This is a genomic window from Pseudomonas sp. AGC41, from assembly GCF_057334555.1.
Genome location: NZ_JBHFJB010000115.1, coordinates 57,829 through 70,767, shown reverse-complemented (window position 1 = coordinate 70,767; position 12,939 = coordinate 57,829). Strand labels below are relative to the sequence as shown.

Annotated in this window: 13 protein-coding genes; 1 reads left to right on the top strand and 12 read right to left on the bottom strand. The window is 61.3% G+C overall.

Going from position 1 to position 12,939, the window contains the following annotated elements:
* Positions 1-161: 161 nt before the first annotated feature.
* Genes thiO through ACE04F_RS19455 form a run of 7 tightly spaced genes read right to left on the bottom strand, consistent with a single transcriptional unit; the run spans position 162 to position 6,958 of the window.
* Positions 162-1,262: a glycine oxidase ThiO gene (gene thiO, locus ACE04F_RS19485; RefSeq protein WP_486109219.1), complete on the bottom strand. Its 1,101-nt coding sequence runs from the start codon at positions 1,260-1,262 to the stop codon at positions 162-164.
* Between the two features lie 53 nt (positions 1,263-1,315).
* Positions 1,316-1,717 (bottom strand): type IV pilin protein, encoded by a 402-nt coding sequence (locus ACE04F_RS19480; protein ID WP_486109217.1) that lies wholly within the window; start codon positions 1,715-1,717, stop codon positions 1,316-1,318.
* Between the two features lie 8 nt (positions 1,718-1,725).
* Positions 1,726-4,833, bottom strand: coding sequence for a pilus assembly protein (locus tag ACE04F_RS19475; protein WP_486109215.1), 3,108 nt, complete (start codon positions 4,831-4,833; stop codon positions 1,726-1,728).
* Positions 4,820-5,296, bottom strand: a complete 477-nt coding sequence (locus ACE04F_RS19470; protein WP_486109213.1) for a pilus assembly PilX family protein — start codon at positions 5,294-5,296, stop codon at positions 4,820-4,822. Before ACE04F_RS19470 ends, ACE04F_RS19475 begins: the two co-directional genes overlap by 14 nt.
* Positions 5,297-5,307: 11 nt before the next feature.
* Complete coding sequence (locus tag ACE04F_RS19465) at positions 5,308-6,021, bottom strand: PilW family protein (protein ID WP_305498724.1); 714 nt, start codon at positions 6,019-6,021, stop codon at positions 5,308-5,310.
* Positions 6,018-6,479 carry a type IV pilus modification protein PilV gene (gene pilV, locus ACE04F_RS19460; RefSeq protein WP_486109211.1) on the bottom strand — a complete coding sequence of 154 codons (462 nt, stop codon included), beginning with the start codon at positions 6,477-6,479 and terminating at the stop codon, positions 6,018-6,020. Before pilV ends, ACE04F_RS19465 begins: the two co-directional genes overlap by 4 nt.
* Positions 6,476-6,958, bottom strand: coding sequence for a GspH/FimT family pseudopilin (locus ACE04F_RS19455; protein WP_486109209.1), 483 nt, complete (start codon positions 6,956-6,958; stop codon positions 6,476-6,478). The genes pilV and ACE04F_RS19455 overlap by 4 nt, the downstream gene beginning before the upstream one ends.
* A gap of 236 nt (positions 6,959-7,194) precedes the next feature.
* On the opposite strand from ACE04F_RS19455, the gene ACE04F_RS19450 reads away from it, so the two are divergent.
* On the top strand, positions 7,195-7,734 hold the full coding sequence (locus tag ACE04F_RS19450; RefSeq protein ID WP_486109237.1) for a GspH/FimT family pseudopilin: 540 nt from the start codon (positions 7,195-7,197) through the stop codon (positions 7,732-7,734).
* On the opposite strand, the gene ispH is transcribed toward ACE04F_RS19450, so the two are convergent.
* The 5 genes from ispH to ACE04F_RS19425 form a co-directional block, all read right to left on the bottom strand.
* On the bottom strand, positions 7,688-8,635 hold the full coding sequence (ispH, locus tag ACE04F_RS19445) for a 4-hydroxy-3-methylbut-2-enyl diphosphate reductase (protein WP_305498716.1): 948 nt from the start codon (positions 8,633-8,635) through the stop codon (positions 7,688-7,690). The two genes, ACE04F_RS19450 and ispH, sit on opposite strands and share 47 nt — an antisense overlap.
* Positions 8,636-8,770: 135 nt before the next feature.
* Positions 8,771-9,208: an FKBP-type peptidyl-prolyl cis-trans isomerase gene (gene fkpB / locus ACE04F_RS19440; RefSeq protein ID WP_486109207.1), complete on the bottom strand. Its 438-nt coding sequence runs from the start codon at positions 9,206-9,208 to the stop codon at positions 8,771-8,773.
* On the bottom strand, positions 9,201-9,713 hold the full coding sequence (lspA, locus tag ACE04F_RS19435) for a signal peptidase II (protein ID WP_486109205.1): 513 nt from the start codon (positions 9,711-9,713) through the stop codon (positions 9,201-9,203). Before lspA ends, fkpB begins: the two co-directional genes overlap by 8 nt.
* Positions 9,706-12,537 (bottom strand): isoleucine--tRNA ligase, encoded by a 2,832-nt coding sequence (ileS, locus tag ACE04F_RS19430; RefSeq protein ID WP_486109203.1) that lies wholly within the window; start codon positions 12,535-12,537, stop codon positions 9,706-9,708. The genes lspA and ileS overlap by 8 nt, the downstream gene beginning before the upstream one ends.
* A gap of 13 nt (positions 12,538-12,550) precedes the next feature.
* The coding region (locus tag ACE04F_RS19425; RefSeq protein ID WP_486109201.1) for a riboflavin kinase at positions 12,551-12,939 on the bottom strand (389 nt) is incomplete at its 5' end.

Here is a 12,939-nt window from a genome sequence, read left to right as displayed (position 1 = left end):
CCCCCCCCCCCCCCCCCCCCCCCACGGGATTTTTGGTTGCTGCCGCAGCTGCGTTCCCCTGTGGGAGCGAGCCTGCTCGCGAAGAGGTCAGCATTTCCAACATCTTCATTGGCTGTTACACCGCTTTTGCGAGCAGGCCCGCTCCCACAGGGAAGCCGAACCTACAGCCGCCCCGCCGGTGCATACGGCGCAGGATCGATCACCGGCTTGCGTCCCAACATCACGTCGACGAACAACCGACACGAAGCCGGCGCCAGCACCAGGCCGTTGCGGTAATGCCCGCAGTTCAACCACAACCCGGCAAACCCCGGCACTTCGCCAATGTAGGGAATACCCTCCGGCGATCCTGGCCGTAACCCGGCCCAATGCCCCACCAACTCCGCGTCGGCCAACGCCGGGATCAACTCCAGAGCCGAAGCCTTGAGGCTTTCCAGCGCCGCATCGGTCGGCGTCTTGTCGAAGCCTTCATGCTCCAGCGTACTGCCGATCAAAATGTGCCCGTCACGACGCGGAATCGCATAACGGCCCTTGGCCAGGACTATGCTCGAGAGAAAATCGGACGCGCATTTGTACAAAATCATCTGGCCCTTCACCGGCTCGACCGGCAACGTCAGCCCCAGCGTCCCCAGCAACTCGCCGCTCCAGGCACCCGCGGCGAGTACCACTTGATCACCGCGTATCTCACCCGCTGAGCTCTTCACGCCAATGACACGCTCACCGTCGCGAATGAACCCGCTGACTTCGCAATGCTCATGAAGCGTGACACCCGGCATCGCCTGCAACGCAGCCTTGAGCGACTTCACCAGCCGCGGGTTACGCACATTCGCCACATCGGCCATGTAGATCGCCCGGGAGAAGCCCGAGCCCACTACCGGAACCGCATCGTGGACCGCGGAGATATCCACGGTTCGCAGCGGACGCCCTTCCCGCTCGGCCCAGGCCAATGCTTCAGCCTGGTCGTCGAGGTCCAGCCAATACAGGCCGGTGACATGCACTTGCGGATCGATCCCGGTCGTTGCGAACAAGGAATCACCCAGCTGTGGATAAAAATCCTGCGACCAGTGGGCCAGCGCGGTGACCGCCGGGCTATAGCGCCACGGGTACAGCGGCGAAACAATACCGCCGCCGGCCCAGGAAGATTCCTGGCCAAGCCCGGAGCGGTCCAGCAGCACCACCCGCTGGCCTTCGGAGGCGAGATTGAATGCCGTCAACAGGCCGATGACTCCGCCGCCGACTATCACCACTTGCTGTTGCCTGGTCATGTTCTGTTTCGACTCACAAGACAGAGGGCGCTCGTCCGCACCCGGATAAAAACTCAACGACCCCAGCAATCCTTGGTGGTCACGCCGGCAGCGGCGTTGATATTGCCCCGCTTGCCCGTGTTGTCGATCGTAAAATCACCGCACTTGTCCGTCGCCATGGACGAGCCACTTCTGCGTAGTGCGGTCAGGGTAAAGCTCTGCTCCGTCGGCGTCAGGTTAATAGTGTAGAAATCGTTGCCAGCGCTCAGGCCAGTCGCGTTGGTATAGACGTTGGTCTTCGAATAGTGACGTTCGAGAATCTGCGCCTGTTCCGACAGCAGTCCGGCGATTTCGGCCCGGCGCCCCTTCTTCATGTATTCGGTCAGGCTCGGATAGCCGATGGTGATCACGATACCGATGATCGCGATGACGATCATGATTTCGATCAAGGTGAAACCCCGGTTGGATTTGCGCATGCCTTACCTCACTGTATTTGCCGCCACATGATACGACGGCTGCCACCGACGGACTTGGTCAGCAGGTCGGTGATTCCACCACCGGAGTCATTCACGACCATATTGGTTGCTCCATTGGCGCTGACGACGGCACTCAAGGTCGGGATCCCCCCCGTGAACACTACGCCAGCGGAAATCGTGTCGAGGGTATTGATCGAACCATCGTTGTTGGTATCGAGCACCGCGTAGTTGAGCATCTTACCGTTGAACGCATCCACTTCGATCAGCTTGCCGGTACCGAAGCTCGCGCATGGGTCAGTGGTATCAACGGCGGCGGTGGTGAAGACAACACGCCCAAGTACCAGGCTGGCCGGGTTGATCACCCGTTCGCCGGTCAACGCGTTGTTGTATATCAGCGGCAGATACCAGCCTTTTTGCGTGGGATAGGCCACGTTATTCTGGCTGGTGGTCACGAATTGCCCGGTAGTACCGGAAAAAATGCTAGTGATCGACTGGGCCTGCAGGTTCGCTACGGTGATCTGCCCGGCGCCACCGCTAGCGTCCCAGATCGAATAGAAACCTTGCAGGTCCTTGTTGAGCTTGTCCGCCGACTCGTTGAACTTGCCCGTGCCGAAAAATACCTGGATGCCGCCCTGGGGGTTCTCCGCCAGCAACGGTTGCGCGGTGATCGGCTGTGTCGCCCCACCTGGAGCGGTGAACAACGGCTGGCCGGCAAACGCCAGACCCCAGGTGTTCGGCGAAGTCGCGCTGAGGTCGAACTTCCACATCCGTCCTTTCAGGTCCCCGCCATAGGCCGCCTGCACAACATTCTGGGCGTTGACCCGCAGCTTGACCGACGAAAGGCCGTTATTGGAGTCGGGGCTGTTGACGACTATCTTGCGAATCAGCGAGCCATCGCGAACGTCCACCACGTACAGCGCCGCCACGCCAGTATTACTGCCATAACCATTGGCGATGAACGCCGCCCAGCGACCGTCCGCAAGGCGCGCGACTTCAGGGCGCGCGTAGGCGTAGCCCAGGTCATTGAAGGCATTGGCTGCGTTGGCGATGGTCGGCGCGCTGATCTCCCACAAGGCCCGGATCGCATTGCCTGCCGCTGCATCGAACAGTTGCACCGCGTAAAACGCCCGGCCGCCCGCGCCGGTGCCACCCAGGGCCAGCGTTTTCCAGACACTGCCCAGTTGCGCATCGAATACAGCAACCTGCCCGTCCACGAGGAATTTATGACTCACGCCATTGATGTAGCCGGGATCAGCGATGAGTTGCAATGAAGGCAGCACGGTCGACGGCATATATGCGTAACGGCGGGTTCCGTTGGCGCTGTTGATGACACTGAAGAAACCATCATTGCCATTCACCACCAGGCTGCTGCTCATGTTTGCCGCCTTGGTCGTCAGGTAATTGCTGTAACTGGTGTCATTCAGCAGGTCCGAGGCGGTCTGGTCATTGGGCGAGGCCAGGACCAGCGGCGAATTGATGATGTCCCCCAGCAGGACGCTGCGCACCTTGAGCCCGGTCTTGTTGACGCCCTTGCTCCATTCCACCAGATCGCTGCCGGTGATCCCCGTGGGCAGGCCCTGGCTCAGGCTGGTTTGCTGGGCCGGCGAAAAGTTGCCGTAGGCCAGGGTCACCGGCACGTTGGTCGCGGTGTTCCAGGACTGGTAGAGCGGCGGTGCGGCACCGGGGACGATAGCGGTGTCAGTGGTCCACTGCGCTGCTGCGGTGTTCACCGTTCCAGCGGAATTGAAGCCGAATGCCTTGATGATGCCGCGCCAGTCCCTGGGGTCATAGGTGGTCTGGTAAAAACTGGAAGTGCTGGAGAGCGTCGCGCCATTGCTGGTGCCGCCGCCTCCCGAACCGGCCTTGGAGGTGATATCGCTCAGGGCCGACGACAGGGCCGAGTTCAGGCCTTCACTGTCGGTGGCCGGATAATATTTGCCCGCACCGTAGCGAGCGGCGTCAGAAAGCATCTGGTTGGTGACAGCAAAACCCACGGTGTAGGTATTGAGGTACTGCCGGCGGAATTCGGCTCCATCCCAGCTTTTCCCGGTGACGTCGGTGCCGGTGGAACGCATGTCGATGTCGAAGGCGAATTTGGCAATGTCGTCCAGGTACAGCGTGTCGCCCTCTCCGTCCCCCCTGGGATCGGCGCCATCGTTGGCGCTGATGCCATCCCAGTTTGGCAAGCGGCTCCCCCCGGACAGATCATCGGTAGGAAACGTTCGGTCAAAAGTGGGCAAACCATCAGTGATCACCACGCCAAAATTTTTCTGGCATCGGTACTGAATCGGGCTGGTATAGGTACTTGGGGTGTTGTTGTAATAAGGCGCCATACCTCTGAAATAACGAGTGACTTCGTAGTAACTCTCAGCCAGCGGCGTATTGGCGACGGCGCCTAGAGCGTTTATGGCGCTGATCAAGGCGCTGTAGTTAGTATTCGCCTGCGTCTGGGTGACACTGCCACTTACCGGCGACAGATCGCTGATCGCACGAGCAATATAGCCGCCAGGGCCGGAGTTGAAGCTGTTGGGCGAATTGAAAGTGGCAAGGCCGATGCGCAGGGAGCGATTGTTGCCGACCAGATCAGTCGAAACATTCCTTGCTACGTTTATTCGATAGTCTCTTGGGATTGAGCCGTTGGTGAAGTCCCGGCTTGAACCGTTGGCAAGGGTGACTAGATAAGATAAGTACTTAGCTGTGTAGCGAGTATTCTCGCCGCCAACCGGATCGGGTAACCGCAGGCAAACCTGACCAAAGCCAGTTCGGTAGAAGCCATACCAGCCATTTAAACAATCGCCGCGGAACAGACTCGCAAGCAAAACGTTCCCGTCGTTTGCCGCAAGCAGCGCCCTATTGCTGCTGCTACAACTTCTGTCGTCAGTGCATATAGAAATCGGTGGTTGCGTTGCCGCCGGATCAAACCCCGCCGCCCAGATAATGTTGTTCATGCTTCCCGAATCATCGATCAGCAGCATCACGTTGGGCGTCACCGCCGCCGCACTCAACAGCGGCGATTCCGACGGTGTGAAGCCATAGGCCGGGGCCGTCAGGTAAAGGCTGAGCAACGCTCCCCACAACGCCTGGCGCCAGCTCCGAAGCACCCTAATATTTCGCATAGATGCTCTCCACTACGCTGCGCTGGTTGTTGCCCACCACCGCCACCGCCGTGATCCGGTACAGCGTCGCCGAGGTATTGAGCGGCACGTTGACTGCCGTAAGGGTTGTGCCGATATTCTGCACGCCGTAAAACCCACCGGCAGCGGCCACCCAGAGCACGCCCGACGAGGAATAGCGCCCCGCCGTCGTCACTGTTGCCGACTCAGGCGGTGGCGCGCATTGGGCTGCGGTACAGACCGGCAGCGAATAATTTTCTGCCTGCACCGCGCTTTCCCCGATCCTCAGCGCCGCCTCTGCCATCTGGAACGACTGGTTGCGCTGCATGACGCTGCTGGTCATCTTTTCCTGGAGCGTGGCGCTCTGCATCGACGACAAACCAATCAGTGTCAGCAGCAGCAAAAAGACCAGGCTGACCAGCAAGGCCATGCCACGCTGGCGATACCCGAAACCTGTCGCACCCATCAGTCGCCCCCTCATAGCAGCCGGTTGCGCAAGGCAGCAACCACGTTGAAGGTCTGCTCGCGCACGGTATTTTTCGGGTCGAACAGCGTCAACGTCAGGCGCACGCTGCGGATCAACGCCGGGTCGCTCGGGTTGCCGCTGTAGCTGGTGGCTGCGATGTCCGTCGCGCTGCCGGCCACGCCGAAGGTCACGTCGAATGCCCGCACGTTATCCACCAGCACCGCCATGGTCGGGTTGCCAGCGCCGCTCCCCAGCAATAACTGATTGTTGTTGAAACCATAGATCAGCCGCCGGATCGGAAAGGCCATCTGCCCGCTCGCGGGTGCTCGCGCCCCGGTGTAGGCGGTGGCCGTATTGCGGCAATCGGAAACGATGGTCCAGGTCGGCGCACTGCCGCTATTGCCGATATCCGCCGTGACCAGGGTCAACCTGCGGGTGGCGTTGTCCCAGCGAATCGGGGTGATCTGGCTGGCGGCGAAATCATTGTTCGACGACGCATCGGTGATCGTCGCCAGGCAGCCGAACATGCCCACCATGCGAATTTCCTGAACCATTTTGCTCAAGGCAAACCGTGCATCCTCCTGCATCACCGCGGCGGCACTCTGGCTTACGTAAGTATTTTTCGCGGCGATGAAAATCTGCACGACGCCCAGCACAACGATCAGGCTGATGACCAGCGCGATCATCAATTCGATCAGCCCGAAACCCCGGCTATGCCGGTTCATGGCGCCGTCGCCAATGGATCGACAGCGACCCGACTGGTCAGCACAAAGCTGCGTCGCGCCTCGGCCGCGTTGGTCGTGTTGGCAGCCCGGGCGTCGTCCCAGGAAATGGTGATGGTGTAGACCCGCTGGTTCAGCGCAACCGTACCGGTGGCCGTGGCGCCGCCGAAAGCGACGATGTTGGTCTTGAAGTCATAAAGATCCTGGTCCCGGGCCACGTTGAGGTTCGGCGAGCTCGGCGGCGTGATGGTGTAGTCGGCGGCGGAATTGGCCCGGATGCGGTCCAACAGGTCGTAGGCGATGAAGCTGGCCTGGCTGGTCATGCGCGAGCTGTCGGTGTATTTGAGAGCATTGAGCTGGACCATCGCCGCCCCCAGCAAACCCACGCCGAGAATCAGCATCGCCACCAGCACCTCGATGAGCGTCATGCCCTCCTGCGCCGTTTTACTGCAATCCTTCATCCGCAATTTCCACCCAATACGATTCGTCCATTGAGGCAGACATTGAGCGTCCTGCTCTGCGCCCCTCTCACGTAATTGAAGCCCACCGGGGTGGTCGGTGCCGATAACCCGCCCAGGTTGTTGAAATCAATGTTGGTCACTTCTGAGGTTAGCGTCAGAGTCACGCCACTGCCCATCGCTGGAACAACCCGCAATACATTGGTCGGATTGGCCGGGTTGCCAGTGTTGTAATACACCATCAATTCACCGCTCCAGGCTCCGCCCTGGGTGGTGGGACGAATGCGCGTGGTGATGCCACGATTGATCGCTTCCATTCGCGCGAAGTTCAAGGCCCTGCGCAGGTCGCCGATCTCGGTATCGGCCTTGGTACTTTGCAGCGAGCCGGTGAACGACGGCACCGCCATGGTGATCAGGATCAGCAACACGCCGAGGGCGACCAACACCTCGATCAGCGTGAAACCTTTTGTACGAAGATCCATCGATGCCCTCCGTTGCCGTCGGCTATACCTGCTTCTACACGCTAGAACAAACCACCGCCTGTGGCGAGGAAGCTTGCTCCCGTTCGACCGTGCTGGCGCTCCAGCGCGTAGCGGCCGCTATTTTGGGGCCGCTGCGCAGCCCAGCGGGAGCAAGCTCCCTCGCCACAAAGTGCTTCCTGCCATATTGGGCTCCTTGCACAATCGCGCCGCTTCACACTCTCCAGGGAGGAGACGTCATGCATCAACAGGGCTTCAGCCTGATCGAACTGCTCATGGGACTGGCGATTGCCGCAATTGTTCTGCCGTGGGCCGGTGCAAGCTACAAAGAGCTGATCGAGTCCATCGAGCGCGAGGATACCGCCCGGTTGCTGATCCGCGGGTTGCGTTCTGCCCGCAGCGAAGCCATCACGCGCAACCGCCGCATCCTGATCCAGGGAATCGACAATGATTGGGGCAAGGGCTGGCGGATCACGCTGGACGACAACGAGAAAACCTTGCTGAGGGAGCGCAGCGGTCATGCTCGGGTGGTTGGCAACTCGCCAGTGAAACGCCGGGTGAGGTTCGGCGGCCAGGGGGAAGCCCTGCACCCCGACGGCGCGTTCCAGGCAGGGACACTGCATGTCTGCGCCAGACGCGGGCCGGTCAGCCATCACCAGGTGATCCTGGCGCCCTCCGGCCGCGTCCGCCTGGAAAGTGTCAAAGCCGAGCAGGCCCTGTGTGAAAAAGGACTCAAAGCAGGGAGCGGACCCGCAGCTCTTTCGGCATCGAGAACGTAATGTTTTCCTCGCGACCCGCCAGCTCGTCAGCGCCCGTTGCGCCCCAGGCCTGCAATTGCTCGATCACCCCGCGTACGAGGACTTCCGGCGCGGAGGCGCCGGCGGTAATGCCGATCCGCTCGACACCGTCGAACCAACTGCGCTGCATATCTTCAGCGCCGTCGATCAGGTAGGCCGGGGTCGACATGCGTTCGGCCAGCTCGCGCAAGCGGTTGGAGTTGGAGCTGTTCGGGCTGCCGACCACCAGGACCACATCACACTCGTTGGCCAGTTGCTTGACCGCGTCCTGACGGTTCTGGGTCGCGTAGCAGATATCATCCTTGCGCGGCCCGCCGATGGCCGGGAAGCGCGCGCGCAGGGCATCGATCACCCGGCTGGTGTCGTCCATGGACAAGGTGGTCTGGGTAACGAAAGCCAGTTTTTCCGGGTTGCGAACCTGCAAGGCCGCCACGTCTTCTTCGTCTTCGACCAGGTAGATCGCGCCGCCATTGCTGGCGTCGTATTGACCCATGGTGCCTTCGACTTCCGGGTGGCCTTCATGGCCGATCAGGATGCATTCGCGACCGTCACGGCTGTAGCGCGCCACTTCGATATGGACCTTGGTGACCAATGGGCAAGTAGCGTCGAACACTTTCAGGCCACGACCGGCAGCTTCGGTACGCACCGCCTGGGAAACGCCGTGGGCGCTGAAAATCACGATGACGTCGTCCGGCACCTGGTCCAGTTCCTCGACGAAAATGGCCCCACGGCTGCGCAAGTCCTCGACGACGAACTTGTTGTGGACCACTTCATGGCGCACATAGATCGGCGGCCCGAAGACTTCCAGGGCGCGGTTGACGATTTCGATCGCCCGGTCCACGCCAGCGCAGAAGCCACGGGGGTTGGCGAGTTTGATTTGCATGCTGTGCCTCGTGTCTGTGGGAGCGAGCCTGCTCGCGATGCGGTGGGTCAGTCAACTCGGAGGCGACTGTGACGCAGCCTTCGCGAGCAGGCTCGCTCCCACAGGTATTGTGGGTGCGGTAATTGCTGTTAAACGTTAAACCGCCTTCACTTCAAGTATTTCCACCTCGAAGCTCAAGGTCTTGCCCGCCAGTGGGTGGTTGAAGTCCACGGTCACCTGGGCATCGTCAAAAGCTTTCACCACACCCGGCAACTCGGCGTTGGCCGCGTCGTTGAAGATCACCAGCAGGCCCTCGGACAGTTCCATGTCCTGGAACTGCGAGCGTGGCATGGTCTGCACGTTTTGCGGGTTGGGCTGACCAAAGGCGTTTTCCGGAGGAACCACCACGGTGCGCTTGTCGCCGGCCTTGAAACCGAAGATCGCCGCCTCGAAGCCTGGCAACAGGTTGCCGTCGCCGACCTTGAATACCGCCGGCGCCTTGTCGAAAGTACTGTCGACGGTGTCGCCGTTTTCCAGGTGCAGGGCGAAGTGCAGCTTCACTTCAGTGTTTTGAGCGATACGCTGCTCAGTCATGGACGGCTTCTCCGGTTTTTTTGCTCTTGAACATATCCAGGGCGAGCATCACGGCGCCCACGCTGATGGCACTGTCGGCAATGTTGAATGCCGGGAAGTACCAGCGGTTCTGCCAATGCACCAGGATGAAATCGATCACATGGCCCAAGGCAATCCGGTCGTACAGGTTACCCAGCGCGCCACCGAGAACCAGCGCCAGCGCCACCGCCAGCCAGGTCTCGTCACGCCCCAGGCGCTTGAGCCAGACCACCAGCACAGCGCTGACCACGATGGCAATCAGGGCGAACAGCCAACGCTGCCAGCCCGAACTGTCCGCCAGGAAGCTGAACGCCGCGCCGGTGTTGTAGGCCAGGGTCCAGCTGAAGTAGTCGGGAATGACCACGATCTGCTGGTACATGGTTAAAGCGTTCTCGAAGTAGTACTTGCTGGCCTGGTCGATGACCAGCACCAGCAAGCTCAACCAGAGCCAGCCCAACCGACCGAAACGGCCCGCTGCATTAGGCATAGTGGCGAACCTCGCCGCTGCCGCTGATGTTGTCGACGCAACGCCCACAGATTTCCGGATGGTCCGGGTTCACACCGACGTCTTCGCGGCAGTGCCAGCAACGGGCGCACTTGACGAAGCTCGACTTGACCACCTTGAGCTTCAGGCCGCTTACCTCGGTGACTACGGCATCGGCCGGTGCCTGCACCAACGGTGCGACGCTGGCGGTCGAGGTGATCAGCACGAAGCGCAGTTCGTTGCCCAGCTTGGCCAGATCGGCGCCCAGCGCCTCTTCGGCGTAGAGGGTCACTTCGGCTTGCAGGTTGCCGCCGACGGCCTTGGCCGCACGCTGGATCTCCATTTCCTTGTTGACCGCTGCCTTGACCGCCATGATCCGGTCCCAATACGCACGATCCAGTTCGAAGCCTTGCGGCAGTTCGGTCAGGCCTTCATACCAGGTGTTGAGCATTACCGATTCGTTGCGCTCGCCCGGCAGGTATTCCCACAGCTCGTCGGCGGTGAACGCCAGGATCGGCGCGATCCAGCGCACCAGCGCCTCGCTGATGTGGAACAGCGCGGTCTGGCACGAACGACGGGCCTTGCTGTTGGCGCCGGTGGTGTACTGGCGGTCCTTGATGATGTCGAGGTAGAAACCGCCCAGCTCCTGCACGCAGAAGTTGTGGATTTTCGAGTAGACGTTCCAGAAACGGTATTCACCGTAGTGTTCCTGCAATTCGCGCTGCAGCAACAGGGTGCGGTCCACGGCCCAGCGGTCCAGCGCAAGCATGTCTTCGGCCGGCAGCAGGTCGGTGGCCGGATTGAAACCGGTCAGGTTCGAGAGCAGGAAGCGCGCGGTGTTGCGGATCCGCCGGTAGGCGTCCGCGCTGCGCTGCAGGATCTGGTCGGAAACGGCCATCTCGCCGGAATAGTCGGTGGACGCGACCCACAGGCGCATGATGTCGGCGCCGAGGGTGTCGTTGACCTTCTGTGGCGCGATCACGTTGCCCAGGGACTTGGACATCTTGCGGCCGGCCTCGTCGACGGTGAAACCGTGGGTCAGCAGCTCGCGGTACGGCGCGTGGTTGTCGATGGCGCAACCGGTCAGCAAGGAGGAGTGGAACCAGCCACGGTGCTGGTCCGAACCTTCCAGGTACAGGTCGGCGCGCGGGCCGCTTTCGTGGCCCATCGGGTGCGAGCCGCGCAACACGTGCCAATGAGTGGTGCCGGAATCGAACCAGACGTCCAGGGTGTCGCTGATCTTGTCGTACAGCGGCGCTTCGTCGCCGAGCAGCTCAGCGGCATCGAGCTTGAACCAGGCTTCGATGCCTTCGGCTTCAACGCGCTTGGCAACCTCTTCCATCAGCTCGACAGTACGCGGGTGCAGCTCGCCGCTTTGCTTGTTGAGGAAGAACGGGATCGGCACGCCCCAGTTGCGCTGGCGGGAGATGCACCAGTCCGGACGGTTGGCGATCATCGAGTGCAGGCGCGCCTGGCCCCAGGCCGGAACGAATTGGGTCTCTTCGATGGCCTTGAGCGAACGCTGGCGCAGGGTGTCGCCGCTGGTTGGCTGCTTGTCCATGCCGATGAACCACTGCGCGGTCGCGCGGTAGATCAGCGGAGTCTTGTGGCGCCAGCAGTGCATGTAGCTGTGTTCGATGACGGTGGTGTGCAGCAGCGCGCCGACTTCGGTCAGCTTGTCGACGATGGCCGGGTTGGCTTTCCAGATGAACTGGCCGCCAAAGAACTCCAGCGACGGCACGTAGACGCCATTGCTCTGCACCGGATTGAGGATGTCGTCGTTGACCATGCCGTATTTCTTGCAGGTCACGAAGTCGTCGACGCCATAGGCCGGCGCGGAGTGAACCACCCCGGTGCCGGCGCCCAGCTCCACGTACTCGGCCAGATACACCGGCGACAGGCGGTCATAGAACGGATGACGGAAGTTGATCAGCTCCAGCGCCGAACCTGGCGCGGTGGCGATCACCGAACCCACCAGGCTGTAGCGAGCCAGGCAGGATTCGACCAGCTCTTCGGCCAGCACCAGCAGCCTGTCGCCGACGTCGACCAGGGCGTAGTTGAATTCCGGATGGACGTTCAGCGCCTGGTTGGCCGGGATGGTCCACGGGGTGGTGGTCCAGATCACGATGGCGGCCGGCTTGGCCAGCTTGCCCAGGCCGAAAGCGGCGGCAAGCTTGTCTTCATCGGCGATCGGGAACGCGACGTCGATGGTCGAGGACTTCTTGTTCTCGTACTCGACTTCCGCCTCGGCCAAGGCCGAACCGCAGTCGAAGCACCAGTTCACCGGTTTCAGGCCCTTGAATACGAAGCCGCCCTCGACGATTTTCGCCAGGGCGCGGATTTCACCGGCTTCGTTCTTGAAGTCCATGGTCCTGTACGGATTGGCGAAGTCGCCCAGCACGCCGAGACGGATGAATTCGGACTTTTGCCCTTCGATCTGCTCGGTGGCGTAGGCACGGCACAGCTCGCGGGTCTTGTCGGCGCCGAGGTTCTTGCCGTGGGTCACTTCGACCTTGTGCTCGATCGGCAGGCCGTGGCAGTCCCAGCCCGGGACATACGGCGCGTCAAAACCCGACAGGGTCTTGGAGCGGATGATCATGTCCTTGAGAATCTTGTTCAACGCGTGACCGATGTGGATGGTGCCGTTGGCGTACGGAGGGCCGTCGTGCAGGACGAACTTCGGACGATCCTTGCCAATTTCGCGCAACTTTCCGTACAGGCCAATGCTGTCCCAACGCTGCAGAATCTGTGGTTCGCGCTGAGGCAGGCCGGCCTTCATTGGGAAGGCGGTGTCCGGAAGGTTTAGCGTGGCTTTATAGTCGGTCATTTAAGGCTCTTCATTAGCGATTGGCGCTGGTTGCGACAAGGGCACGGGCGGCGGCGATATCTGCATGGATCGCCGTCTTGAGCGCCTCCAGAGAGGCAAAACGCTGCTCTTCACGCAGCTTCTGGTGGAAAACCACCGTCAGACGCCGGTCATACAGATCGCCGGCAAAATCCAGAATGTGTACTTCGAGATGGGCCTTGCCATCCCCCTGCACCGTGGGGCGTACGCCGATATTGGCGACGCCGGGCCAGGTCTTGCCGTCGATGTCGACACTCACCAGGAACACCCCGGTCAGCGGCACACGACGGCGCTTGAGTTGCACGTTGGCCGTCGGCGTGCCCAATTGGCGCGCCAGTTTCTGCCCATGCAGGATCCGCCCGGCAATCCGGTACGGCCGGCCGA

Excerpts from the sequence above, each read along its gene's own strand:
- thiO (WP_486109219.1), bottom strand. The coding sequence starts at position 1,262 with ATGACCAGGCAACAGCAAGTGGTGATAGTCGGCGGCGGAGTCATCGGC.
- ispH (WP_305498716.1), bottom strand. The coding sequence starts at position 8,635 with ATGCAAATCAAACTCGCCAACCCCCGTGGCTTCTGCGCTGGCGTGGAC.
- ACE04F_RS19455 (WP_486109209.1), bottom strand. The coding sequence starts at position 6,958 with ATGGATCTTCGTACAAAAGGTTTCACGCTGATCGAGGTGTTGGTCGCC.
- lspA (WP_486109205.1), bottom strand. The coding sequence starts at position 9,713 with ATGCCTAATGCAGCGGGCCGTTTCGGTCGGTTGGGCTGGCTCTGGTTG.
- ACE04F_RS19480 (WP_486109217.1), bottom strand. The coding sequence starts at position 1,717 with ATGCGCAAATCCAACCGGGGTTTCACCTTGATCGAAATCATGATCGTC.
- ACE04F_RS19450 (WP_486109237.1), top strand. The coding sequence starts at position 7,195 with ATGCATCAACAGGGCTTCAGCCTGATCGAACTGCTCATGGGACTGGCG.
- fkpB (WP_486109207.1), bottom strand. The coding sequence starts at position 9,208 with ATGACTGAGCAGCGTATCGCTCAAAACACTGAAGTGAAGCTGCACTTC.
- ACE04F_RS19475 (WP_486109215.1), bottom strand. The coding sequence starts at position 4,833 with ATGCGAAATATTAGGGTGCTTCGGAGCTGGCGCCAGGCGTTGTGGGGA.
- ileS (WP_486109203.1), bottom strand. The coding sequence starts at position 12,537 with ATGACCGACTATAAAGCCACGCTAAACCTTCCGGACACCGCCTTCCCA.
- ACE04F_RS19465 (WP_305498724.1), bottom strand. The coding sequence starts at position 6,021 with ATGAACCGGCATAGCCGGGGTTTCGGGCTGATCGAATTGATGATCGCG.
- ACE04F_RS19470 (WP_486109213.1), bottom strand. The coding sequence starts at position 5,296 with ATGGGTGCGACAGGTTTCGGGTATCGCCAGCGTGGCATGGCCTTGCTG.
- pilV (WP_486109211.1), bottom strand. The coding sequence starts at position 6,479 with ATGAAGGATTGCAGTAAAACGGCGCAGGAGGGCATGACGCTCATCGAG.